Annotated in this window: 21 protein-coding genes; 4 read left to right on the top strand and 17 right to left on the bottom strand. The window is 65.7% G+C overall.

Going from position 1 to position 24,423, the window contains the following annotated elements:
* The first annotated feature begins 39 nt into the window (after nt 1-39).
* Together C8C95_RS22650 and C8C95_RS22645 are read left to right on the top strand one after the other, a co-directional pair.
* Nucleotides 40-1,377 carry a surface lipoprotein assembly modifier gene (locus tag C8C95_RS22650; protein WP_116750064.1) on the top strand — a complete coding sequence of 446 codons (1,338 nt, stop codon included), beginning with the start codon at nt 40-42 and terminating at the stop codon, nt 1,375-1,377.
* Nucleotides 1,378-1,424: 47 nt separating this feature from the next.
* Nucleotides 1,425-2,399 carry a FecR family protein gene (locus C8C95_RS22645; RefSeq protein ID WP_116750063.1) on the top strand — a complete coding sequence of 325 codons (975 nt, stop codon included), beginning with the start codon at nt 1,425-1,427 and terminating at the stop codon, nt 2,397-2,399.
* Nucleotides 2,400-2,456: 57 nt separating this feature from the next.
* On the opposite strand, the gene C8C95_RS22640 is transcribed toward C8C95_RS22645, so the two are convergent.
* From C8C95_RS22640 to C8C95_RS22620, 5 genes are all read right to left on the bottom strand, one after another.
* Complete coding sequence (locus tag C8C95_RS22640) at nt 2,457-3,320, bottom strand: TIGR00730 family Rossman fold protein (RefSeq protein WP_116750062.1); 864 nt, start codon at nt 3,318-3,320, stop codon at nt 2,457-2,459.
* 119 nt (nt 3,321-3,439) lie between these two features.
* On the bottom strand, nt 3,440-3,823 hold the full coding sequence (gene crcB / locus C8C95_RS22635) for a fluoride efflux transporter CrcB (protein WP_116750061.1): 384 nt from the start codon (nt 3,821-3,823) through the stop codon (nt 3,440-3,442).
* A gap of 121 nt (nt 3,824-3,944) precedes the next feature.
* Nucleotides 3,945-5,249, bottom strand: a complete 1,305-nt coding sequence (locus C8C95_RS22630) for a TRAP transporter large permease subunit (protein ID WP_116750060.1) — start codon at nt 5,247-5,249, stop codon at nt 3,945-3,947.
* Between the two features lie 17 nt (nt 5,250-5,266).
* Nucleotides 5,267-5,776: a TRAP transporter small permease gene (locus C8C95_RS22625; RefSeq protein ID WP_056746372.1), complete on the bottom strand. Its 510-nt coding sequence runs from the start codon at nt 5,774-5,776 to the stop codon at nt 5,267-5,269.
* 18 nt (nt 5,777-5,794) lie between these two features.
* Nucleotides 5,795-6,778, bottom strand: coding sequence for a TRAP transporter substrate-binding protein (locus C8C95_RS22620; RefSeq protein WP_056746370.1), 984 nt, complete (start codon nt 6,776-6,778; stop codon nt 5,795-5,797).
* A gap of 187 nt (nt 6,779-6,965) precedes the next feature.
* Between C8C95_RS22620 and C8C95_RS22615 the strand changes: the two genes are divergently transcribed.
* Nucleotides 6,966-7,502 carry a winged helix DNA-binding protein gene (locus C8C95_RS22615; protein WP_056063673.1) on the top strand — a complete coding sequence of 179 codons (537 nt, stop codon included), beginning with the start codon at nt 6,966-6,968 and terminating at the stop codon, nt 7,500-7,502.
* Nucleotides 7,503-7,594: 92 nt separating this feature from the next.
* Nucleotides 7,595-11,245 (top strand): hydantoinase B/oxoprolinase family protein, encoded by a 3,651-nt coding sequence (locus C8C95_RS22610; RefSeq protein WP_116750059.1) that lies wholly within the window; start codon nt 7,595-7,597, stop codon nt 11,243-11,245.
* Nucleotides 11,246-11,310: 65 nt separating this feature from the next.
* Here C8C95_RS22610 and mnhG read toward each other — a convergent pair whose 3' ends face one another.
* The 12 genes from mnhG to C8C95_RS22550 form a co-directional block, all read right to left on the bottom strand.
* A complete protein-coding gene (mnhG, locus tag C8C95_RS22605) occupies nt 11,311-11,709 on the bottom strand; it encodes a monovalent cation/H(+) antiporter subunit G (protein WP_116750058.1) in 399 nt (132 codons plus the stop codon).
* Complete coding sequence (locus C8C95_RS22600; RefSeq protein ID WP_056063664.1) at nt 11,706-11,984, bottom strand: K+/H+ antiporter subunit F; 279 nt, start codon at nt 11,982-11,984, stop codon at nt 11,706-11,708. Before C8C95_RS22600 ends, mnhG begins: the two co-directional genes overlap by 4 nt.
* Nucleotides 11,981-12,472 carry a Na+/H+ antiporter subunit E gene (locus C8C95_RS22595; RefSeq protein WP_110961973.1) on the bottom strand — a complete coding sequence of 164 codons (492 nt, stop codon included), beginning with the start codon at nt 12,470-12,472 and terminating at the stop codon, nt 11,981-11,983. Before C8C95_RS22595 ends, C8C95_RS22600 begins: the two co-directional genes overlap by 4 nt.
* A gap of 56 nt (nt 12,473-12,528) precedes the next feature.
* On the bottom strand, nt 12,529-14,262 hold the full coding sequence (locus tag C8C95_RS22590; RefSeq protein WP_116750057.1) for a monovalent cation/H+ antiporter subunit D: 1,734 nt from the start codon (nt 14,260-14,262) through the stop codon (nt 12,529-12,531).
* The gene (locus C8C95_RS22585) at nt 14,259-14,624 is read right to left on the bottom strand and encodes a Na+/H+ antiporter subunit C (RefSeq protein WP_108625301.1); all 366 of its coding nucleotides are present in this window, start codon (nt 14,622-14,624) and stop codon (nt 14,259-14,261) included. The genes C8C95_RS22590 and C8C95_RS22585 overlap by 4 nt, the downstream gene beginning before the upstream one ends.
* Nucleotides 14,615-17,560: a monovalent cation/H+ antiporter subunit A gene (locus C8C95_RS22580; protein WP_116750056.1), complete on the bottom strand. Its 2,946-nt coding sequence runs from the start codon at nt 17,558-17,560 to the stop codon at nt 14,615-14,617. The genes C8C95_RS22585 and C8C95_RS22580 overlap by 10 nt, the downstream gene beginning before the upstream one ends.
* Nucleotides 17,561-17,902: 342 nt before the next feature.
* Entirely contained in the window at nt 17,903-18,376 is a 474-nt protein-coding gene (locus tag C8C95_RS22575; RefSeq protein ID WP_116750055.1) for a helix-hairpin-helix domain-containing protein, read from the bottom strand.
* Between the two features lie 37 nt (nt 18,377-18,413).
* On the bottom strand, nt 18,414-19,571 hold the full coding sequence (gene lapB / locus C8C95_RS22570; RefSeq protein WP_056746358.1) for a lipopolysaccharide assembly protein LapB: 1,158 nt from the start codon (nt 19,569-19,571) through the stop codon (nt 18,414-18,416).
* Entirely contained in the window at nt 19,561-19,890 is a 330-nt protein-coding gene (locus C8C95_RS22565; RefSeq protein WP_056063651.1) for a LapA family protein, read from the bottom strand. The genes lapB and C8C95_RS22565 overlap by 11 nt, the downstream gene beginning before the upstream one ends.
* 132 nt (nt 19,891-20,022) lie before the next feature.
* Entirely contained in the window at nt 20,023-20,355 is a 333-nt protein-coding gene (locus C8C95_RS22560; RefSeq protein WP_056065071.1) for an integration host factor subunit beta, read from the bottom strand.
* Nucleotides 20,356-20,440: 85 nt separating this feature from the next.
* Nucleotides 20,441-22,126 (bottom strand): 30S ribosomal protein S1, encoded by a 1,686-nt coding sequence (gene rpsA, locus C8C95_RS22555; protein WP_056063647.1) that lies wholly within the window; start codon nt 22,124-22,126, stop codon nt 20,441-20,443.
* A gap of 195 nt (nt 22,127-22,321) precedes the next feature.
* Nucleotides 22,322-24,364, bottom strand: coding sequence for a bifunctional 3-phosphoshikimate 1-carboxyvinyltransferase/cytidylate kinase (locus C8C95_RS22550; protein WP_116750054.1), 2,043 nt, complete (start codon nt 24,362-24,364; stop codon nt 22,322-22,324).
* Nucleotides 24,365-24,423 lie beyond the last annotated feature (59 nt).

Raw genomic sequence — 24,423 nt, 5'->3', positions numbered from 1 at the left:
TTGCCTCCACCCGGCAGCGGGTTTCGAGAGGGGGCGTTCATGTACCTGCGAATTTGGTCACGGCGCGTGCTGCCATGGTGCGCGGTTCTGGCCTGGGGCGGTGGTTTGTCATGCGCGGCGCGGGCTGATGAGCTGGTACAGCAAGCGCTGGCGCTGGTGCAACAAGGCCAGGCACTTCAGGCGTTCCGCTTGCTGGATGCCCAGGAGGCCCAGCGGGCGGGCGACCCGGCGTTCGACGCCGCCATGGGCGATGCTGCGCATGCCGCCGGGCAGTACACGCGGGCCATCATGGCGCGCGAGCGTTGGCTGGCTGCACAACCCGGCAACATGGAGGCCCAGGTGGCGCTCGGGCAATCCTTGCAGGCTGTGGGCGACCGCCGGGGCGTGATGGCTTTGCCTGCACCCGTGCAGGCCGCACTGATTCCGGTGGATGCCGGGCACACGCTCGATCAGTTTTTGTATTCCTACGATCGGCTCGATGCCGGAGGACGCTCTTCGCTCAAGGGCTATGTGGAGCTGGGCGTCGGCCACGACTCCAATGCCAACGCAGCGCCTGTGGTGGGCGACCTGCAGTCGCCTGTGCCCGGCACCCCGGCGTGGGCGCTGCTGCCTGAGGCGCTGGCAACCTCCGGCAACTATGTGGTGGCGCAAGCGGGGCTGCGGGGGCGGGCAGTGCTCAACGCGCGCTGGTCGGTGGTGGGCACAGCCGTCGGGGCTGCCCGGCACTATGGGGGCGGCGCAGACCGGTTTGACCACACGGCACTGGATGGCACCCTGGGGCTGGCCTGGCGGGCAGAGCGCCATGAACTGATTGTGTCTGGCCAAGGGTCTTACTACGCGCTGGACGGCACGCGGCTGCGGACCATGGGCGGTGTGCTGGGCGAATGGATTTACCGCATAGACGGTTTTCGCCAGTGGGGCAGCTTTGTGCAGGTGCTCGATGTGCGTTACCCCGACCAGGCGCTGCGCAATGTGCGCCGCAGCGTGGTGGGCACGTCGTATTCCCATTTGTTCCGAAACGGTTCGTCGGCCTACGGTGGCGTATACGGTGGTCAGGAGCGCGCGCAGGCCAGCGGCGCCGACGCGCTGGGCCACCGGCTGTGGGGCCTGAGGGCGGGGGGGCAGTGGCCCCTGGCGCCTCAGTGGTCGGTGTTTGCCAGTGCGGACTGGGAACACCGGCGCTACGGCGGGCAGGACCCGTTTTTTGCGGTCACCCGTACCGACCGGCAGGCCCAGGTGGCTCTGGGGCTGAACTGGACTCCATCGCCGGGGTGGCGGGTCACGCCGCAATGGTCGTTCACGCGCAACGCATCCACACTGCCCATCACCGACTATGAGCGCCGGGTGTTCTCCATCACCGTGCGCCGGGAGTTCTGAATGCTGTTACATGGCTGGTCCTGTGCCGACGCACCTGGGAGTTGTCTATGACGTCAGACCAAAAATACGCGCGGCTGGCGCTGCTGATGGGCATGGTGGCAGTCTGGCCCCTGACCGGGCTGGCCGCTGCGGGGCTGGTGCAGTTCGCGGCTGGAGACGTGCAGCTGCGGCGGGGCGAGACCTTGTCCCGCCTGTCCAAAGGTGCCGAACTCGATGGTGGAGATGTGGTGCTCACCGGCACCGAAGGAAGGGCACAGATACGGTTCTCCGACGGGGGGCTGGTGGCCTTGTACCCAGACTCGCAATTCACCGTCACCCGATATGCCGACGGTGCAGGAGCGGGCGAAGACCACTTTGTGGTGAACCTGCTGCGGGGGGGGATGCGCGCCCTCACGGGGCTCATCGGCAAACGCAATCCCGCCAACTACAAGGTGGTCACACCGACGGCGGTGGTGGGCATCCGGGGTTCCGCTTTCTTACTGGCCATCGATGCCAACGGCCAGGTGTTCGTCTCAGGGGAGCAGGACGAGATCGAGGTCTGCACCCAGGCGGGTTGTGTGGGTGTGACGGCGGGCGAGGCCGTGCTGGTGGTCTCAGACCAGGACTTGCCTGTCTATACCCATACCCGTGCGTTGTTGCCGGTGCCCCAGGTTCAGACACCCTTGCTGGCGGGCGACCAGCTGGATGTGCAGGGGCGCCGCGCCTTTGTCTACATCGTTCCGGCGCCGGTCCCTGTGCCCGTTCCACCGCCGCCAGAGACCGCGCCGCCCCCAGCGCCCGTGCCCGTGCCCCCACCACCTCCCACGGGTACACCACAGCCGGGTACTCCAGCGCCGCCCGCCCCGACACCGACTACGCCACCGCCACCCACGCGGCCTACGGCACCGCCGGTGACAACGGCACCGCCGCCTGCGACGACGGCGCCACCGCCGCCGACAGTGCGGCCGCCTATCGTGTTCATCCCCGTCCTACCCATCATCCTGCGCCCGCCACCTCCGCCGCCACCGCCTGTCATCAGGTAGCAGAAAGAGGCCTCAACACTCCACCGACACGCGCGTGCGTCGGTGGAGGGTTAACTTTCAGAGCTTGTAAAACGCCCGGATCAGGTCCCAGGCCTCCTGAGGGTCATCGGTGTAGTGAAACAGGTTGAGGTCCTGCGCAGAGATGGTGCCTTCTTCCACCAGTACGTCGAAGTTGATGAGGCGCTTCCAGTAGTCGGTGCCGAACAGCACGATGGGTACAGGCTTGGCCTTTTTGGTCTGAACCAGGGTCAGCACTTCGAACAGCTCGTCCAGCGTGCCAAAGCCGCCAGGGAAGGCCACCAGCGCCTTCGCACGCATCATGAAATGCATCTTGCGCAGCGCGAAGTAGTGGAACTTGAAGGACAGCGAGGGCGAGATGAATCGGTTGCCGCTTTGCTCGTGGGGCAGGGCGATGTTCAGGCCCACGTTCAGTGCGCCGGCATCGTGGGCGCCCCGGTTGGCGGCCTCCATGATGCCGGGGCCGCCGCCGGTGCAGATGTAGATGCGGTCGGCAGGGCGCTGGCGCTCGCTGTAGTCGGCCACCAGCTTGGCGAACTGGCGGGCCAGGTCGTAATAGCCCGCGTTGCGCACGGCCAGGCGCGCGCGGCGCACGCGCTCGGCATCGCCACTGGCTTCGGCGTCGGTCAGCTGGGCTGCGGCTTCGTCGGGCGCCACAAAGCGCGCACTGCCGTACACCACCACGGTGCTTTCAATGCCTTGTTCGGCCTGACCCAGGTCGGGCTTGAGCATTTCGAGCTGAAAGCGGATGCCGCGCGTTTCACGGCGGAACATGAATTCGGGGTCGGCAAAGGCCATGCGGTTGGCATCGGCCTGCAGGGGGTTGCCGTTGTGGGCGTGGTTGTGCAGCTCGGCCCAGGCATCGGCCAGGCGGCGTTCGTTGAGTTGGGTGTTGGCTTCCATGAGGGGCTCGCGTATCGATAGGTGAACAGAGAAGAGCGGGACAGCACCGGCAGCAGCAGGTGAGGGCCCATGCAGTGTGGCGTGGATTGATGACGAAATGACGTGCTAGTGCCGGAATATCAAGCGCGAGATGCTATGAAATACGAAGCACTTTGCATGCCAAGTACCGTAAGGCCCAGGGAGCCCAACAGATGCAGTGCGGTGGTGCCCAGTGCCAGGGCGTAGCGCTGCACCATCAGCATCTCAACGACTTCGGCCGAGAAGCTGGAGAAGGTGGTGAGTGCGCCCAGAAACCCGGTGACGAGTGCCAGCCGCCACACGGGGTCCAGCTGGGGCATGGCGTGGAACACGGCCACACACACGCCAATGAGGTAGCCGCCCACCAGATTGGCGGCAAGTGTGCCCCAAGGAATCAGCCCGCCGGGGCTGAGCCACAGGCTCAGGCGCCAGCGCGCCAGCGCGCCCACACAGGCGCCGATGCAGATGGCAAGAACGTTCAACATCGGGCCATTGTCGCTGTATTTTGAGGCGTCGGACGGGCGGCTCTCCAGCCCCCAAAACGCCAAGCGGGGCGTCCCCGGTGGGGGCGCCCCGCTTGGCGGTGCCTGCTGGTGGCAGGTGTGTTCAGCGCGCCGACATCTGCTGTGGCAACCAGGTCACGATGCCGGGGAAGACATAGATCAACGCCACAGCGCCACACATCAGGAAGAACATGGGCATGGCCACCTTGGCAATCCAGGGCAGCTGGCGCCCCGTCATGCCCTGCAGCACAAACAGGTTGAAGCCCACAGGCGGCGTGATCTGCGCCATCTCGACCACCAGCACGATGAAGATGCCGAACCAGATGGTGTCGATGCCAGCCGCCTGCACCGTGGGCATGAGCACTCCCATGGTCAGCACCACCATCGAGATACCGTCGAGAAAGCAGCCCAGGATGATGTAGAAAACCGCCAGCGCCACGATGAGCTGCGCCTGGTTCAAGCCCAGCGACGCGATCCACTCCGCCAGGTGGCGCGGCAGGCCGATGTAGCCCATGGCCAGCGTGAGGAAGGCAGCACCCGCGAGGATCAGCGCGATCATGCAGTACAGGCGCGTGGCGCCCATCAGCGAGTCCTTGAACGTGCCCCAGGTCATCGAGCCCTGAACGGCCGACAGCACCAGCGAGCCCACCACGCCCACGGCCGCTGCCTCGGTGGCGGTGGCAAAGCCGGTGTAGATGGAGCCCAGCACGGCTGCAATCAGCAGCACCACGGGGATCAGGCTGCGCGATTCCGACAGCTTTTGCATGAAGCTCATGCTCACGTCGGCGGCAGGCACCTGCTCGGGATGGCGGAGCGCCCACAGCATGATGTAGCCCGAGAAAAGTGCCGCCAGCAAGATGCCCGGCAGCACACCCGCAATGAACAGCTGCGAGATCGACACCTCGGCCGACACGCCGTACACGATCATGATGATGGACGGCGGGATCAACAGACCCAGCGTGCTCGCGCCCGCCAGCGTGCCCACCACCATGTGCTCGGGATAGCCGCGGCGCGTCAGCTCGGGCAGCGTCATCTTGCCGATGGTGGCGCAGGTGGCAGCGCTGGACCCCGACACAGCGGCAAAGATGGTGCAGCCCACCACGTTGGTGTGCAGCAGCCGGCCCGGCAGCGCCTGCACCCACGGGGCCAGGCCCTTGAACATGTCTTGCGACAAACGGGTGCGGAACAGGATTTCGCCCATCCAGATGAACAGGGGCAGGGCGGTGAGGGTCCAGCTGGAGGCGCTGCCCCAGATGGTCACGGCCATCGCATCGCCCGCCGGGCGGGCGGAGAACAGCTGCATGGCGATCCAGGCGACGCCGGAGAGGGTGAGCCCGATCCATACGCCGCTGCCCAGAATCAGGAACAGCGACAGTACGAGCAGGCCGGTTATGGCGAGGTCACTCATGGTAGGTCGTGCCGGGTTTATTCATTGCGCAATGCTTCGCCAGAGGAGGCATCCACACGCTTGCCCATCATCTCCAGCACCAGCTCGTCCAGGAACGCGATCGCCAGAATCACCGTGCCCAAGGCCATGGCGATCTGCGGAATCCACAGAGGCGTGGCGTCGCTGCTGGTGGAGATGTCGTGGAACTCGTGCGACTGCCAGGCCAGCTTGCAGCTGTACACCGCGAACAGTACGGCCAGCAGGGTGGCAATGGCCAAAGCCCAGATCTCGAACGCCTTCTTGGCGCCGCCCTTCAGAAAGTTGAGCAGCAGTGTGACGCGGATGTGCTCGCCGCGCTTCAAGGTGTGGGCGAGCGCCAGAAAGCCCGATGCGGCCATCAGATAGCCCGCATAGGCATCCGTGCCCGGCACGTGGAAGTGGAACTGGCGGCTGGCGATGGACAGCAGCACCATCCCCAACAAGCCGACCATGAAAAGCGCCGCCAGGGCGGCGGCGCTGTCGTACAGAAAGTCCAGCAGACGACGCATGTGCGTGGGCGCCTGGGCTTACTTGCGGTAGGCGTCGATGAGCGCCTTGCCTTCGGGGCCGGCCTTGTCCAGCCATTCCTTGAGCATGGTGTCGCCCACCTTGGCCATGTCGGCCTTCAGGGCGGCCGGTGGGGCCACCACATCCATGCCATTGGCCTTGAGCTTGGCGACGGTGTCGGTGTTGACCTTGGCACTGTTGGCCCAGCCGCGTGCTTCGGCGTCGGCTCCGGCCTTCAGCAGCGCGTCCTGGCTGGGCTTGTCGAGGGCGTCAAACGCCTTCTTGTTCACCAGCACGGCGTTCTTGGGCAGCCAGGCCTGGGTGTCGTAGTAGAACTTGAGGTGTTCGTACAGCTTGCTGTCCACACCGGTGGCGCCCGAGGTCATCGTCGATTCGACCACGCCCGTGGCCAGCGCCTGCGAGAACTCTGCGGCCTGCACCGTCACGGGCTGGGCGCCGACCAGCTCGGCAATGCGGGCGGTGGCAGGGCTGTAGGCGCGCCACTTGATGCCCTTGAGGTCGGCGGCAGAGGCCAGCGGCTTCTTGGTGTAGATGCCTTGTGGAGGCCAGGCCACGGCGTACAGCAGCATCATTCCCTGCTCAGCCAGCTTCTTTTCCAGGAAGGGCTTTTGGGCGGCGTAGAGCTTCTTGGAGGCGTCGTAGCTATCGGCCAGGAAGGGCAGGCCATCCACGCCAAACAGCTGCCATTCGTTCTGGAAGTTGGCCAGCAGGATCTCGCCCATCTGCGCCTGGCCGCCTTGCACAGCGCGCTTGATTTCAGGGGCCTTGAACAGCGCGGCGTTGGCATGCACCGTGATCTTGAGCTTGCCGCCCGTGGCCTTGTCCACATCGCTGGCCAGCTGCACCATGTTCTCGGTGTGGAAGTTGGTGGCGGGGTAGGCGGCGGCCAGGTCCCACTTGGTCTGGGCGAATGCCGAGGTGGCAGACAGGCCCGCAGCCAGGGTCAGGGCGAGTGCGGTCACGGGGAAGATTCGACGCTTCATGGATATTGCTCCGCAGGGTTGTATGTACAAGATTGGATGTAACAAATCACTGTATCGGAAGCCGATCCGATTGCGATAGGTGTTTTGCCTAAACGCTGACAAATTGCCAACAAATTACCATCGACTTGCCTACAATGCCCCATGCATATCCCGTGCCAATGACAGAACCCGCAGGCCTGAACCAGCCATGAAATCTGACGCCAAGCCCAAGGCCAAAACCGACTCCGGTCCCATCGTGTCTTCGGCGCATCTGGTGTCGGCGCAGAGTGCAGAGATGAGCGAGTTCGAGTTCGGCCTCATCGTGGCGGGCAACGCTTTCCACCGCTGGGTGGTGCACTGCATGGCGGCGGCGGGTCTCAAGGACCTGACGCCGCTCGACGTGGTGGTGCTGCACCATGTCACGCATCGCGCGCGCGACAAGCGACTGGCCGACATCTGCTTCATCATGAACGTGGAAGACACGCACCTGGTGAACTACTCGCTCAAAAAGCTGCAGACCCTGGGCGTGGTCGCCTCGCAGAAGAACGGCAAGGAAGTCACCTACGCCGCCACCGACACCGGCCGCGCCTATGTGCAGCGCTACCGCGAGATCCGCGAGAGCTGCCTCATCGATGCATTGAATGCCGATGACGCGCTCAACCGCGACATCGGCGAACTGGCCCGTTTGCTGCGTGTGCTCTCGGGCATGTATGACCAGGCAGCGCGCTCCGCAGCGTCGCTATGACAACCTGCCCCTGGTTTCTGGTTTTTTGAATGAAATGCAGCTGTAGCGCAGGTATTCAATGCGCTGGCAGCTATTGATTAGATAGCATCATCATGTCCCAACAAGTTTCTCCTTTGTCCCGCTGGCAGTTCTGGATCGACCGGGGCGGCACCTTCACCGACGTGGTGGGAAAGCGCCCGGACGGCACCTTGGTCACGCACAAGCTGCTGTCCGAGAACCCCGAGCAGTACAAGGACGCGGCGGTGGCCGGCATCCGCCACCTGCTGGGCTTGCAGCTGGGCGAGCCGGTGACGCCCGCGCTGGTGGAGTGCGTGAAGATGGGCACTACCGTGGCCACCAACGCGCTGCTGGAGCGCAAGGGCGAGCCCACGCTGCTCATCACCACCAAGGGCTTCAAGGACGCGCTGCGCATTGCGTACCAGAACCGCCCCCGTTTGTTTGACCGCCACATCGTGCTGCCCGAGCTGCTGTACGAGCGCGTGGTCGAGGCGCAGGAGCGCATGGGCGCGCAGGGCGAAGTCATTGAGCCGCTGGACGAAGCGCATTTGAAGGAACGCCTGTGGGCCGCCTACGACGCGGGCCTGCGCAGCGCGGCCATCGTGTTCATGCACGGCTACCGCTACACCGCCCATGAAGAAGCCGCCGCCCGCATTGCGCGCGAAATCGGCTTTACGCAGGTGAGCGCCTCGCACGCCACCAGCCCCATGATGAAGCTGGTGAGCCGGGGTGACACCACGGTGGTGGATGCGTACCTGTCGCCCATCCTGCGCCGCTATGTGGACCAGGTGGCGAGCGAAATGCCGGGCGTGAAGTTGTTCTTCATGCAGTCGTCGGGCGGCCTCACGGATGCGCAGGTGTTCCAGGGTAAGGACGCGATCCTGTCGGGCCCCGCAGGCGGCATCGTCGGCATGGCCCGCACCGCCGGTTTGGCAGGCCACCACAAGGTCATCGGCTTTGACATGGGGGGCACCAGCACCGACGTGAGCCATTACGCGGGCGAGTTCGAGCGCGAATTCGAGACCCAGGTGGCGGGCGTGCGCATGCGCGCCCCGATGATGAGTATCCACACCGTGGCGGCCGGTGGCGGCTCCATCCTCGGCTTTGATGGCGCACGCTTCCGCGTCGGCCCCGAAAGCGCGGGCGCCAACCCCGGCCCCGCCAGCTACCGCCGGGGCGGCCCGCTGGCCGTGACCGATGCGAACGTGATGGTGGGCAAGATCCAGCCCGCGCACTTCCCCAAGGTGTTTGGCCACGCTGCGAACGAGGCGCTGGATGGCGATGCGGTGGCACAGAAGTTTGAAGGCCTCGCCACACAGACCGGACGCAAGGCCGAGGATGTGGCCCACGGCTTCATTCAGATTGCCGTGCAGCAAATGGCCAATGCGATCAAGAAGATCAGCGTGGCGCGCGGCTACGACGTGACGCGCTACACGCTGCAGTGCTTTGGCGGCGCGGGCGGTCAGCACGCCTGTTTGGTGGCCGATGCGTTGGGCATGACGCGCGTGTTTGTGCACCCGCTGGCGGGCGTGCTCAGTGCTTACGGCATGGGCCTGGCGGACCAGAACGTGATCCGTGAACAGGCGGTGGAAACCAAGCTCGCGCCCGAAGCGCTCGCAGGCATCGAGGCCACGCTGGACCAACTCGCCACCACCGCGCGCACCGAGCTGGAGCGCCAGCAGGTGGGCGCGGGCACTGCCGTGGTGCACCGCCGCGTGCATGTGCGCTACGAGGGCAGCGACTCGGCACTCATCGTACCGTTTGGCTCGCTGACCGAAATCACCGCCGCGTTCGAGAACGCTTACCGCCAGCGTTTTGCATTCCTCATGCAGGGCAAGGGCCTGGTGGTGGAGGCTGTGTCGGTCGAGGCCGTGGTGCCCGGCGACGCGCCCGTGGAGCCACGCCACACGCTACAGCCCGCGCGCGAGGTGCCGCGCCGCAGCACCGTGCGCATGTACACCGGTGGCATCGATGGCGTGCCTGCATGGCACGACGCCGCCCTGGTGGTGCGCGAGGACCTGCGCCCCGGCGATGTGATCCCCGGCCCGGCCATCATTGCCGAGAAGAACGCCACCACCATCGTGGAGCCCGGCTGGGAAGCAGCACTGACCGATCTGGACCACCTGCTGCTCAACCGCCGTGTGGCCCGTGCCGTGCAGCACGCCGTGGGCACCACGGTGGACCCGGTGCTGCTCGAAGTGTTCAACAACCTGTTCATAAACATTGCCGAACAGATGGGGCTGCAGCTGCAGAACACGGCGTACTCGGTGAACATCAAGGAGCGGCTGGACTTCAGTTGCGCGCTGTTTGACACCGCAGGCAACCTCATCGCCAACGCGCCGCATATGCCGGTGCACCTGGGCTCGATGGGCGAGAGCATCAAGACGGTGATCCGCGAGAACGCGGGTCGCATGCAGCCTGGCGATGTGTTCGTGCTCAACGACCCGTACCACGGTGGCACGCACCTGCCGGACATCACGGTCATCACGCCGGTCTACATCGCCAACGAGGCCGAGCCCACGTTCTATGTGGGCAGCCGGGGCCACCACGCCGATGTGGGCGGCACCACGCCGGGCTCCATGCCGCCGTTCTCCACGCGCATTGAAGAAGAGGGCGTGCAGATCAACAACGTGAAGCTGGTGGAACGCGGCACCTTGCGGGAACGCGAGATGATTGCGCTGCTGGAAAGCGGCGAATATCCATCCCGCAACCCGCAGCAGAACATGGCCGACCTGCGCGCGCAGATCGCCGCCAACGAGAAAGGCCAGCAGGAGCTGCGCCGCATGGTGGCCGAGTTTGGGTTGGACGTGGTGCAGGCCTATATGCGTCATGTGCAGGACAACGCCGAAGAGTCCGTGCGCCGTGTCATCACACGGCTCAAGGATGGTGCGTTCACGCTGCCTCTGGACAACGGCGCGCAGATCAGCGTGGCGGTGAAGGTGGATGCGCAAAGCCGCAGCGCCACCATCGACTTCACCGGCACCAGCCCGCAGCAGACGAACAACTTCAACGCGCCCACGGCGGTGTGCATGGCGGCGGTGCTGTATGTGTTCCGCACGCTGGTGGATGACGACATTCCGCTGAACGCGGGGTGCCTCAAGCCGCTCAACGTCATCATCCCGCCCGGCAGCATGCTCAACCCCAACCCGCCAGCCTCGGTGGTGGCGGGCAATGTGGAAACGTCCACCTGCATCACCAACGCGCTGTATGGCGCCTTGGGCCTGATGGCGGCGGGACAGTGCACGATGAACAACTTCACGTTTGGCAGCACGCGCTACCAGTACTACGAGACCATCTCGGGCGGCAGCGGCGCGGGCGGTGTGTGGGATGCCAACGGGCAACTGGCGGGCGGTTTTGACGGCACCAGCGTCGTGCAGTGCCACATGACCAACTCGCGCCTGACGGACCCCGAGGTGCTGGAGTTCCGCTTTCCGGTGCGGCTGGAGGGCTACGAGATCCGCAAGGGCTCGGGCGGCGCCGGGCAGTGGAAAGGTGGCGACGGCGGCGTGCGCCGTGTGCGCTTTCTGGAGCCGATGACGGCCAGCATCTTGTCGAACGGCCGCCACCATGGCGCGTTTGGCATGGCGGGTGGTCAGCCGGGGGCCATGGGTATCAACAAGGTGGTGCGCAGCGATGGCCGGGTGGAGCTGCTGGACCACATCGGCCAGGCCGAGATGGCGCCGGGCGATGTGTTCGAGATTCACACCCCCGGTGGCGGCGGGTTTGGTGCGCCAAGGACGAAATAAGGGCCAAAAATGCTGCAGGCGCATGTTTTATATGCGCCTGCAGCTATCAAATCAGGAGTTTCTGATCAGGAGTCTTTGGCTTCTGTGCCGCCATCCACCTTGGGCTGGCTCAGGCTGGGTGGCACATCACGCCCAGCCTGGCGGGCGCGGAATAACGCCGCACGCATCAGAAAAATCGACATGATGGGCACCGTGATCGCCACGAACACGGCAATCAGCAGCGCATGGAGGGCCAGGCTGCTGTCGGCCACCGAGAAGTACAGCACCGTGCCGTGCATGATCAGCCAGCAGCCCAGCGTGGCGATGATGGAGGGGGCGTGTACCCGTTCAAAAAACGTGGGCAGCCGCAGCAACCCGATGGAGCCCAGCAGGGCCAGCGCGGCACCGGCCAGCACCAGCACGGCCACGATGATTTCCAGCCACAGCGGAAGAACAGCGGTGGCGGTGGTGGCGGCTTCGGTCATTCGATCACCTCGCCGCGCAGCAAAAACTTGGCCATGGCCATGGAGCCGACAAAGCTGAACAGCGCCAGCAGCAGCGCGGCCTCGAAGTAGTTCTTGCTGCCGTAGAGCAGCCCCAGCACCAGCATCACCAGCATGCCGCTCAGGTACATGCAGTCCAGCGCCAGCACACGGTCTTGCGCGGACGGGCCCTTGAGCAGTCGGATCAACGCACAGCCCATGGCCAGCGCGAGCATCAGCAGGGCGGCCGGCAGGGCCCAGTCCAGCACGGGGGTCATTCAAAAATCTCCATCAAGGGGGCCTCGTAGCGCTGCTTCACCTCAGCGATTACCGTGGCGGGGTCGTCCAGCTCCAGCACGTGCAGCAGCAGCATGCTGCGGTCCAGCGAAATCTCGGCCCAGGCGGTACCGGGCGTGATGCACACGATCATCGCCAGCACGGCCAGTGCGTTGGGGTCCCGCACGTCCAGCGGGATGTGCACAAAGCCCGCTGGGTGGCGCCTGCGGCCGGGCGCCAGCAGCAGGCGGGCCACGGCCAGGTTGGACCGGGTGGTATCTGCCACCACCGTGAGTGCCAAGCGCAAGACGGTGCCTGGCTTGCGAATGCGCACCGGCAGCGGGCGCAGCCCGGCTGTCAGCAGCGGGATGGCCAGTGCCAGCACGGAGCCCAGTACCAGGTGACCTGCACTCAGGCTGCGGTTGAGCAGCAGCCACAGGCCCAGCAACGCCAGCGAGAGCAGCGGGGCGGGCACCAGGCGCCGCAACAGACCGGGGCGCGGGGGAACGGCTGGGGCGTTGGATGCCGTCGATGGGCCTGGTTGGGTCATGGCTTGCTCCCCGGTGGCAGGGTTTCAGGCGCTGCTGCAGGCGAAGGTGCGACGGGCGCCGCGGTCATCACCGCACGCACGTAGGTGCCGGGCGCATGCAGGGCATCGGCCGTAGCCTGGGTGTAGCGCATCACTGCACCGGCTTGCCACACCAGCGCCACGCAGGCCAGCAGCAGCAGGGCAATGGGCAGTCCCTCCAGCACCAGCAGTTGCGGTGAAGCCCGGCCCTGGGCCGACCAGAAATGGCGAATGCCTGCGCGCGTGAGCGCCAGCAGTGCCAGCAGCCCCGAGCCCACCAGCAGCGCCACCAGCGTCCAGCCCGCAGCGCCCAGGCGGAAGCCCTGGGCCGCGCCCAGCCCCAGAGGGTTGAGCAGTGCGTGGATCATGGCGAACTTGCCCACAAAACCGGGCAAGGGCGGCAGGCCCGCAATGACCAGCGTGCAGGCCATGAACGCCAGGCCGAGAAAGGCCGCAGCGGCAGGGATGACCTGGCCGATCAGCGCCTGTTCCTTGTCGTCCAGGTTCATGCCCTCGGTGGGCACCAGGTCGGCCGACAGAAAGGGTGCGTCGTCGGTCTGCTCATACGGAGCCAGATTGGCACCGTTGTTGCGCCAGCGGTCGATCAGGTCGGTGAGCAGGAACAGCGCACTCACGGCCAGGGTAGAGCTGAGCAGGTAGTACAGCAGCCCGCCCGTGAGCAGGTTTTGCCCAAAGCCCACGGCGGCCAGCAGCGTGCCCGAGGACAGCACGGCGCTGAACCCGGCCAGGTGCCCCAGCCGCTGCGAGCCCAGCATGCCAATGGCACCAAAGGCCATGGTCAGCATGCCACCGCCAATGAGCCACTGGCTGCCAAACAGCGCGGATTCACCGGCCTCGGCGCCAAACAGCAGCGTCCACAGCCGCAGCACGCTGTACACGCCCACCTTGGTCATGAGCGCGAAAAGCGCACCCACGGGCGCCGTGGCCGCGCTGTAGGCAGGCACCAGCCAGAAGTTGAGCGGCCACACGGCGGCCTTGATGAGGAACGCGACCGCCAGAATGGCCGCGGCCGCATGCAGCAGCCCCCGGTCTGCCACGGCCACACCCGCAATGCTCTGGGCCAGGTCGGCCATGTTGAGCGTGCCGGTGATGCCGTAGAGCATCGACACCCCGATGAGGAACAGCGAAGAGGCGGCGAGGTTGATGGCGATGTAGTGCAGCCCCGCCGACACGCGCGGGCGGCCCGAGCCGTGCAGCAGCAGCCCGTAGGACGCCGCCAGCATGATCTCGAAGAACACAAACAGGTTGAACAGGTCGGCCGTGAGGAACGCACCGGCCAGCCCCATGAGCTGGAACTGGAACAGCGGGTGAAAGTGCACACCCGCCCGGTGCCAGCGCGCGGCCGAGAACAGCACCGTGGCGAGCGCCACTGTGCTGGTCAGCACCAGCATCATGGCCGACAGGCGGTCGATGACCAGCACGATGCCGAACGGCGCCGGCCAGTTGCCCGGCAGGTACACGCCCAGGCTGGTCTGCACGCTGGGCTCCTTGGCCTGCACCAGCAGCAACACAGCCACCACCAGGCCGACCAGGGTCGATGTGATGTTGAGCGTGACCTTGGTGCGCTGGCGTTCCTCGCGCAGCAGCAGCATGAGCCCGGCCGTGAGCAGGGGCAGCGCAATGGGCGCGAGGATCAGGTGCGGCATGAGCCACGCGGTGATCGATGCGGTGATGCTCGTGCCTCCCGTCATGGCATTTCTTGCGCATCTTTGGCGCGGGTGCCGTCCACATGGTCGGTGCCGGCCATGCCGCGCGATGCCAGGAGCACCACCAGGAAGAGGGCGGTCATGGCAAAGCCGATCACGATGGCCGTGAGGGTGAGCGCCTGGGGCATGGGGTCGGCATAGTGGGCAAGGTCTTGCGGCACCCCGGGCTGCAGCACGGGCTCCTTGTCAATCGCGAGGCCCAGGCGGCCCATGCTGAAAATGAAGAGGTTGACCGCGTACGACAGCAGCGACAGTCCCATGATGACCTGGAAGGTACGGGGCCGCAGAAGCAGCCACACGCCGGAGCCGGTGAGCACGCCGATGGCCAGGGCCAGTATCAGTTCCATGGACCTTCTCCCGGTGTGGCGGCGGCCTGGGCTTCTTCGGCCGCGCGTGCGTTGTTGTAGCGGTGGCTGCGCACCGACTGGTGGGCAATGCCGGTGAGGATGAGCATGGTGGAGCCCACCACCAGGGTGAACACGCCGATGTCGAAGAACAGCGCGCTGGCCACGTGGATCTCACCCACCACGGGCAGCGAAAAATGCGCCGTGTGGCTGGTCAAAAACGGATAGCCCCAGGCCAGTGCACCCAGGCCCGTGGCCAGTGCGGCGAGCAGGCCCACACCGATCCAGCGGCGCGGGTACAGCGGCAGATGTGCCTCGACCCACGAGGTGCCCGAGACGATGTACTGCAGCAGCAGGGCCACCGAGAACACCAGCCCCGCCACAAAGCCGCCGCCGGGCTCGTTGTGGCCGCGCATGAACAGGTAGACCGCGACCAGCGTGGCAAACGGCAGCATCAGCCGCACCAGCACGGCGGGCACCATCAGGTAGCCCACGGCGGTGTCGGCAGTCTGGCGTGGGTTGGCGAGGTCGGTGTCCACATCGGCGGGCAGTGCGCGCTGCTGGGGCGGCAGGTCCATCACCTCGCGCGCGGGCCGAAAGCGCCGCAGCAGCGCATAGACCGTGAGGGCCACGATGCCGAGCACCACGATCTCGCCAAAGGTGTCAAAGCCCCGGAAGTCCACCAGCATGACGTTGACCACGTTGGTGCCGCCCCCTTCAGTAAGCGCACGCTCCAGGAAGAATGTGGAGGTGCTGTCGGGGAAGGGGCGGCTCATCATCGCGAACGACAGCAGGGCCATGCCACCCCCTGCGGCCAACGTCAGCGCCATGTCGCGGTAGCGGCGCAGCTGGGTGCGGCGCTCTTCGGCCAGCGTGGGCACGCGCAGGCTCTCGTCGCGCCGCGGCAGCCAGCGCAGGCCCAGCAGGATGAGGATGGTGGTGACCACCTCCACCACGATCTGCGTGAGCGCCAGGTCGGGCGCCGAGAACCACAGGAAGGTCAGGCACACGCACAGCCCGGAGCCACCCACCAGCGTCAGGGCGGCCAGCCGGTGGTACTTGGCCTGCCATGCTGCCGCCACGGCGCACACGGCACCCAGCAACCACAGCAGCGCAAAGGCGGGGGACAGCGGCAGCTGCACCCGGTCGCCAATGGGCAAGCCCCGCGCCCACAGGGGCAGGATGCCTGCCACCAGCGCAGCGCACACCAGCCACAGCATTTGCCACTGCAGGCGACCGGTGCCCAGCAGGCGGCGGCCATTGCGGCCCATCAGGCTGAGCACGGCCAGCGTGGCCTCGAAGGCCCGCTGGCCGCTGATGCGGCGCATGACGGGTGGCGCATCGATGGCACCCTTTTCGCGCTGCCAGCGCAGCAGTGCGTAGAGCGCGATGCCCCCGCCCAAAGCCACCAGGCTCATCACAAAGGGGGTGTTGAACCCATGCCAGACCGCCAGGCTGTAGGTGGGCAGCTCGCCTCCCACCACGGGCCGTGCGGCAGCGGCCAGGTAGGCCCCCACCGACCATGCGGGCAACGTGCCCACCACGAGGCAGGCCAGCACCAGCAGTTCGACCGGAACGCGCATCCAGTGCGGCGGCTCATGGGGCGGGCGCGGCAGGTCGGTGGCGGGCGGGCCAAAGAACACATCCACCGTGAAGCGCAGCGAGTACGCCACGCTGAACATGCCGGCCACCGTGGCGGCCACCGGCAGCAGCCACTCGAGCAATGGCGTGGTGTTCACGTACACCGTCTCGGCAAAGAACATTTCCTTGGACAGGAAGCCATTGAGCAGCGGCACGCCCGCCATGGCCGCGCTGGCCACCATGGCCAGGGTGGCGGTGATCGGCATCATGGTGCGCAGGCCCGACAGGCGCCGGATGTCCCGCGTGCCGCTTTCATGGTCCACGATGCCCACGGCCATGAACAGCGAGGCCTTGAAGGTGGCGTGGTTCATGATGTGGAAAACGGCCGCCACGGCGGCCAGCGGGCTGTTCAGGCCCAGCAGCAGGGTGATGAGGCCCAGGTGCGAGATGGTCGAGTAGGCCAGCAGCCCCTTGAGGTCGTTCTGAAACATGGCCGCGTAGCCGCCCACCAGCAAGGTGGCTAGGCCCGCGCCGCCCACCAGCCAGAACCACTGCTCGGTGCCCGCCAGCGCGGGCCACAGGCGCGCCAGCAGAAACACGCCCGCCTTGACCATGGTGGCCGAGTGCAGGTACGCCGACACAGGCGTGGGCGCGGCCATGGCGTGGGGCAGCCAGAAGTGGAACGGGAACTGCGCGCTTTTGGTGAGCGCGCCCAGCAGAATCAAGACGAGCGCGGTGGTGTACAGCGCGTGGTTCTGGATGAGCTGGCCGGCGGCGAGCACATGATCGAGGTCGTAGCTGCCAACGATGTGCCCCAGCACCAGCATGCCCGCCAGCATGGCCAGGCCGCCCGTGCCGGTGACGGTGAGCGCCATGCGCGCGCCGCGCCGCGCATCCTTGCGGTGGTGCCAGTAGCCGATCAGCAGGAAGGAAAACAGGCTGGTCAGCTCCCAGAAGAACGCGATCTGGATGATGTTGCCCGACAGCACCACGCCTGCCATCGCACCCATGAAGGCCAGAAAAAACGAGAAGAAGCGCGGCACCGGGTCGGCCGCAGACATGTAGTAGCGCGCATACAGCACCACCAGGCTGCCCACGCCCAGCACCAGCATGCAGAACATCCAGGCAAAGCCGTCCATGCGGATGACGAGGTTCAGGCCCAGCGCGGGCAGCCAGGCCAGCTCTTGCCGGATCACGCCGCCGTCTGCAATCTGCGGGAAGTAGAGCGCCGCCTGCACGGTGCAGAACAGGGCGATGAGTCCTGCCAGGGTGGACTCGGTATTGCGGGCGTTGGAGGGCAGAACCGCTGCCAGCAGGCTGCCGATGAAGGGGAGAAGGATGAGCGTGATCAGGGGCATGCGCGATTGATTCTAGGGCGTGTCCCCCTTCAATTCCCCCACGCGCTGGCGGTGCAATGCGGATGGATGCCCGACAAAGCAGACGCCGCATTGCGCCGCCAGCCCGAAGGGAAAGCCAGCCAAGCCGCACATTGCGTCGTTGCCCTTCGCTTGTGTAGCCAAGCTACACGGCGCTCAGGGCGCCTGGCACTGCACGGCCTGGATGGCTTTCGCGTGGGGGAATTGAAGGGGGACACGCCCTGGGGGCAGCGCCTAAAAACCCTGCCCGCCCCTTGCTGTCGCGCATGCCCTGCCGCAAAAAAACAAGCCCGCTGGAGCGGGGTTGCTGCTTGTGAAGCGTGCTTAGTTTTTGCTAGCGCCGGTTGCCGGTGCTGGCGCGGCCGGTGCCGCAGTCGCAGTCGCAGTCGCAGTCGCAGTGGCGGGTGGTGTGGCTGGCGTGGTTGCCGTTGCAGCCTCTTTGTCAGCGCTGCCACGGGCCTTGCGGTCTGCTGCCTGAGAGCTGCTGTGCTTTTTGCCGGATTTGGCTTCGGCCTTGGCAGCGGCTGCTGCGCTGTACTTCTTGCCGTTGACGGTCAGGCCCTCTTTGGAGAAGTTGACGGCACTTTTGTTGCCCACGCCACCCACACGGCCGATGAAGTCGGCCCAGTCCTTGAAGGGGGCACTCTGGCGCTCCTGGAGGATGCGGCCCGACAGGCCGGGCCCGATGCCCTTGATGCCGTCCAGTTCGGCCTCGGTGGCGGTGTTCACATCCACGGCGGCCCAGGTGGCGGTGGCGAGCAGCGTGGCAACCAGCAGGGTCAGCAGTTTCTTCAGCATGGCAAGGGTCTTACAGCGTTGTGGATGAAGGCTTGGGTCAGAGTTCTTCGACCCGGCGTGCGGGGTAGCTGTCCCAGGTCTGGCAGCCGGGGCATTGCCAGAAATGCTGGCGCGCCTCGAAGCCACAGGCCGCGCAGCGGTAGCGGGTCAGGGGCTTGACGGCATGGTCCAGGGCACGTTGAACCTGGGGGTGGAATTCTTCGTGTTCCAGCTTTTCGGTGGCCAGCCATTTGGCAGCAGCGACCAGGGAGCGCTCCTTGTCCAGGTGCTCCACATAACGCTGGCGGGCGGATGGGCGGGTGGCCTCGTCGGCGGCTTCCATGGCCACGATGCTTTCCAGCACGTCCAGCGAAGGCGCTTGCGCATAGTGCGCCTGCAAAAGGGCATGTACTTCCTGGGTGCGGCCGGTAGCGGTGGCAGCCTCGACCATCAGCGGGGCGGCCAGGGGCAGCGCTGCGGGGTTGCGCTCGCCCAGCGCCTTGAGTGTGGACAGCACGGCAGCCGGCTGACCCATCAGGCGTTGCAGGCGCGCCAGTTCAATGCGCGCGCGCGCGGCCTCGGGAGCCGCGGCCACTGCCTGGTCCAGCAGGGCCTGAGCGCCCGGCAGGTCGCCTTGCGCGCTCAGCGCCAGCGCCTGCTCGCACAGGTAGTGGGCTTGCCGGGTGCTGAAGTCGCCCTGATCGGCGTCGTGCATCTTGCGGGCAATGGTGGCGGCATGCGGCCAGTCGCGCGAACGTTCGTAGATGGCCAGCAGCGCCAGGCGGGCCTGGGCCTCGAACGGGGTGCCCTCCAGGCGCTGCAGCGCATCTTCGGCGCGGTCGAGCAACCCGGCCTTGAGGAAGTCGAGCGCCAGCGCATGCTGGGCGCGTTCGCGGTCAGTACGGCTCAGGTCGCCGCGCGAGAGCAGGTGCTCATGCACACGCACGGCACGGTCGTACTCGCCCCGTCGGCGAAACAGGTTGCCCAGGGCGAAGTGCAGCTCGGAGGTGTCGGGGTCGTTCTGCACGGCCTCGATGAAGGCGTCGATGGCTTGGTCCTGCTGCTCGTTGAGCAGGAAGTTCAGGCCCTTGAAGTAGGCCTTGGGGGCGCGGCGGTTTTCGGCGCGCAGCTGGCGCAGGTCAAAACGCGACGCCAGCCAGCCCAGCACAAAGGCCAGGGGCAGGCCCAGCAGTATCCAGCTCAGGTCAAATTCCATGGATCGAAGGCAGGTCAGGAGGTGGTGGGGGCGCTGCCGGGGTGGCGCTGGCGGCGGGGGCCGTTACGGGCGTTGGTGCCACCACGACTGCTGCCTGGGCGCGGCGTGCAGCGTTGCGGTGGCGCCACCAGCGCGGCACCATGCCCAAGGCCCCAACGACCAGACCTGCGGCAAATGCGGTCAGCACCACCAGCACCAGCGGCGCGCGCCATTGCGTGCCAAAGAAGAAATGCACGGTCGCATCCTGCTGGTTGTTCAGCGCGAAGGCGAAGAGCGTAAAAAAAATGGCTGCCTTGAGCAGCCACAGGAGGTATTTCATCGGTCTCCCCAGTGGTGGGGCGATTCTAAGAGCTTGGCGCAGGGGGCCTGTGGATGCCTTCTCTCAGGTCAATACAAGCCAAAACGGCAGCAGGTGCTAGTGAATCATGCGCTTGCTGCTATCAATTTGATATCAGTTGCCCAGGGTACCCGTTGCGGGCGGTGCCTTTTCTTCCATTTCGGCCGTGCGTTTGTCGACGGCTTCGCGCAGGGCCTTGCCCGGCTTGAAATGGGGCACACGCTTTTCGGGAATGGCCACGGCCTCGCCGCTGCGTGGATTGCGGCCCATGCGGGGAGGGCGGTGGTTGACCGAGAAGCTGCCAAAGCCCCGGATCTCGATGCGGTGCCCGCGCACCAAGGCCTCGCCCACGGCGTCCAGAATGGTCTTGACGGCGTATTCGGCATCGCGGTGGGTGAGCTGGCCGAAACGGGCGGCCAGTTCTTCGACGAGGTCTGAGCGGGTCATGGAATCTTGGGACATAGGCAGTCTTGGCTGAAAAAAGAGCGGGCGCCGAGGCGCCCGCTGTCTGACCGTTTAACGGGTCAGCGCTTTACTTTTCCGAGTTGTCCAGCTTGGCGCGCAGCAGGGCGCCCAGGCTGGTCGTGCCGGCGCTTTCGCGGCTCGATTGCTGGCTCAGGTTGGCCATGGCGCCTTGTTCGTCAGCCATGTCCTTTTGCTTGATCGACAGCTGGATGTTGCGGGTCTTGCGATCCACGTTCACCACCACGGCCGTGACTTCGTCGCCTTCCTTGAGCACGTTGCGGGCATCTTCCACGCGGTCGCGGGAGATTTCCGAAGCGCGCAGGTAGCCCACGATGTCTTCGCCGAGGTCGATTTCAGCGCCACGGGCGTCCACGGTCTTGACCTTGCCGGTCACCGTCTGGCCCTTGTCGTTCACGGTCACGAAGGTCGTGAATGGGTCGCCGTCGAGCTGCTTGATGCCCAGCGAGATGCGTTCGCGGTCCACGTCCACGGCCAGCACGATCGCTTCCACTTCCTGGCCCTTCTTGTAGTTGCGAACAGCGGCTTCGCCGGGTTCGTTCCACGACAGGTCAGACAGGTGCACCAGGCCGTCGATGCCGGCAGCCAGGCCCACGAAGACGCCGAAGTCGGTGATCGACTTGATCGGACCCTTCACGCGGTCGCCGCGCTTCGTGTCCTGTGCGAATTCTTGCCATGGGTTGGCCTTGCACTGCTTCATGCCCAGGCTGATACGGCGCTTGTCTTCGTCGATTTCCAGAACCATGACTTCGACTTCGTCGCCCAGCGAAACCAGCTTGGCAGGAGCGATGTTCTTGTTGGTCCAGTCCATTTCAGACACGTGCACCAGGCCTTCGATGCCGGGTTCGAGTTCGACGAACGCACCGTAGTCGGCAATGTTCGTGATCTTGCCGAACAGACGCGTACCTTGGGGGTAGCGGCGGTTCACGCCCATCCATGGGTCGTCGCCCATTTGCTTCAGACCCAGCGAGACACGGTTCTTTTCGGTGTCGAACTTCAGGATCTTGGCAGTGATTTCCTGGCCAGCGGTCACCACTTCGGAGGGGTGACGCACGCGGCGCCATGCCATGTCGGTGATGTGCAGCAGGCCGTCGATGCCGCCCAGGTCCACGAACGCACCGTATTCGGTGATGTTCTTGACCACGCCTTGAACGATGGAGCCTTCCTTCAGGGTTTCCATCAGCTTGGCGCGCTCTTCGCCCATGGAGGCTTCCACCACAGCGCGGCGGCTCAGCACCACGTTGTTGCGCTTGCGGTCCAGCTTGATGACCTTGAATTCCATGGTCTTGTTTTCGTACGGCGTCAGATCCTTGATCGGACGGGTATCGATCAGCGAACCGGGCAGGAATGCGCGGATGCCGTTGACCAGAACGGTCAGACCGCCCTTGACCTTGCCGCTGGTCGTGCCAGTGACGAATTCGCCGGATTCCAGGGCCTTTTCCAGGCTCATCCAGGAAGCCAGACGCTTGGCGGTGTCGCGCGACAGGATGGTGTCGCCGTAGCCGTTTTCGATGGAGCCAATGGCCACCGACACGAAGTCACCCACTTGGACTTCGACTTCGCCCTTGTCGTTCTTGAACTCTTCCAGCGGCACGTAGGCTTCGGACTTGAGGCCAGCGTTCACAACCACGAAGTTGTGCTCAACGCGCACGACTTCAGCGGTGATGACTTCGCCTGGGCGCATTTCCGTGCGCTGCAAGGATTCTTCAAAAAGGGCGGCAAAAGATTCGGACATGTGTTTCCTTGCCACAAACAGGATTCCGGCAGCACCATTGCTACCGTTTTTATAGCTGCTTGCGGTGGTTTTTTGCGGCAGAGCCGCGGGTTAGGTTATCGATCCACACAACCTGTGCGCTGACGCGCGATGGGGGCTGCGTGGGCCTGTGGCAAGGCCTTTCGGCACTGCCTGGAGCCCGAGGGCTCCACGTTGTCAGCGCTGCGCAGAAGCTGCGAAGGGCTGGCGCTCCTGCCACCAGGCCAAGACCTTTTCGACGGCTTGTTCAATCGTCAAATCGGAGTTGTCCAGGACCAGAGCGTCCTGCGCGGGCTTCAAGGGAGCAACGCTGCGGGAACTGTCCCGGGCGTCGCGCGCCTCCAAATCTGCGCGAAGGTCTTCGATACTAGCCGAAAAACCCTTAGAAATCAACTGCTTATAACGGCGCTCTGCGCGGCAGGCGGCGCTGGCCGTGAGATACACCTTCAACGGTGCCTCGGGGAAGATCACGGTGCCCATGTCGCGGCCGTCGGCCACCAGCCCCGGCAGGCGCTGGAAGCTGTGTTGCAGGTCCACCAGCGCCGTGCGCACGGCAGGCAGGGCGGACACACGGGACGCGTTCATACCGGCTTCTTCGGTGCGGATGGCCTCGGTCACGTCGTCGCTGCCCAGCCACACCTTGCCGACCTCAAACCGCACCGGCAGAGTTTGGGCCAGGGTGGCGATACGGGCTTCGTGGTCCGCATCGATGGCGAAACCCGCCCGCAGCGCGGCGAGGGCGGTGATGCGGTACATCGCGCCGGAATCCAAAAAGCGATAGCCCAGCCGCTGCGCCACCGCCGCCGCCACCGTGCCCTTGCCCGAGGCTGTGGGGCCGTCAATACAGATCACCGGGATGTGGGCGGTGTCGACCAGTGCGACCGAGAACAGCGCTTCGAAATAGTCCGGAAAGGTCTTGGCTACGCACTTGGGGTCTTCGATGCGCACCGGCAGACGCGCCGGGTTGAAGGCGGCCAGCGAGAAGCACATGGCCACGCGGTGGTCGTCGTAGGTGTGGATGCTGGCGGCTTTCCAGTCCGCTGCCTGCGCCGGAGGCGTCACGCGGATGTAGTCCGCACCTTCCTCCACCGTGGCGCCGAGCTTGCGCAGCTCGGTGGCCATGGCGGCGATGCGGTCGGTTTCCTTCACGCGCCAGCTGGCGATGTTGGTCAGCGTGGTCGTGCCCTCGGCATACAGGGCCATCACGGCCAGCGTCATGGCCGCATCAGGGATGTGGTTGCAGTCCAGGTCAATGGCCTTGAGGGGCCAGGCGCCGCGTTCGATCTGCAGCCAGTTGGGGCCCCCGGTGATCACCGCGCCCATGGCCCGGGCCGCTTCGACAAAGCGAATATCGCCCTGGATCGAGTCGAGGCCCACGCCTTGTATCTTGATGCCGGATTTGGCATCTTTTTGGCCAGTAGCGCTAGTCGCTATTGTTCCAAGTGCTATGAAATAGCTAGCGGATGAGGCGTCCGCCTCCACATGAATACTGCCGGGCGACTGGTAGCGGCTACCCGCCGCGATGGTGAAGCGCTGCCAGTTCTGGTGCTCGACCACGATGCCAAACCGCGCCAGCAGCTGCAGCGTGATGGCGATGTAGGGCTTGGAGATCAGCTCGCCCACCACCTCGATCACGATGGCCTGCGCGCCAGCCGCCAGCGGCAGCGCCATGAGCAGGGCAGTGAGGAACTGGCTGGACACATCGCCGCGAACGCGGATGGGCTCTGTCAGCGCCAGGGCAGGAACCCCCTGGGCATGGGCGATGCGCAGCGGTGGGTAACCGTCGTTGCCCAGGTAGTCGATCTGGCAGCCCAGCTGGCGCAGGGCATCAATCAGGTCGCCAATCGGGCGCTCGTGCATGCGTGGCACGCCCGACAGCTCGAACTCGCCACCCAGCAGTGCCAGCGCTGCCGTGAGTGGGCGCATGGCCGTGCCCGCATTGCCCAGGAACAGCTTGGCGGGGGATTGGGGCAGGCGGCCACCCAGGCCCGTGATGCGCACCGTGCTTCCGGCCTCATCCACCGTGCACCCGATCTGGCGCAGAGCGTCCAGCATCACGCGCGTGTCGTCGGACGCCAGCAGGTCGTGCACGGTGGTGGTGCCGTTGCTCAGCGCTGCCAGCAGCAGCACCCGGTTGGAGATGCTCTTGGAGCCCGGCAGGTGGACTTCGCCTGCAGCGGCTTGCAGAGGGGGCAGATCAAGGAATGCGGTGCTGTACATCGATCGATATCTTTCAGCCGGGGCCTCAAAAACTGGCGCGCCCCAGGCGAGGGCACCCG

This window comes from Acidovorax sp. 99 (assembly GCF_003096455.1).
Lineage (GTDB): Bacteria > Pseudomonadota > Gammaproteobacteria > Burkholderiales > Burkholderiaceae_C > Acidovorax > Acidovorax delafieldii.
This window is presented reverse-complemented; position numbering and strand designations above follow the sequence as displayed.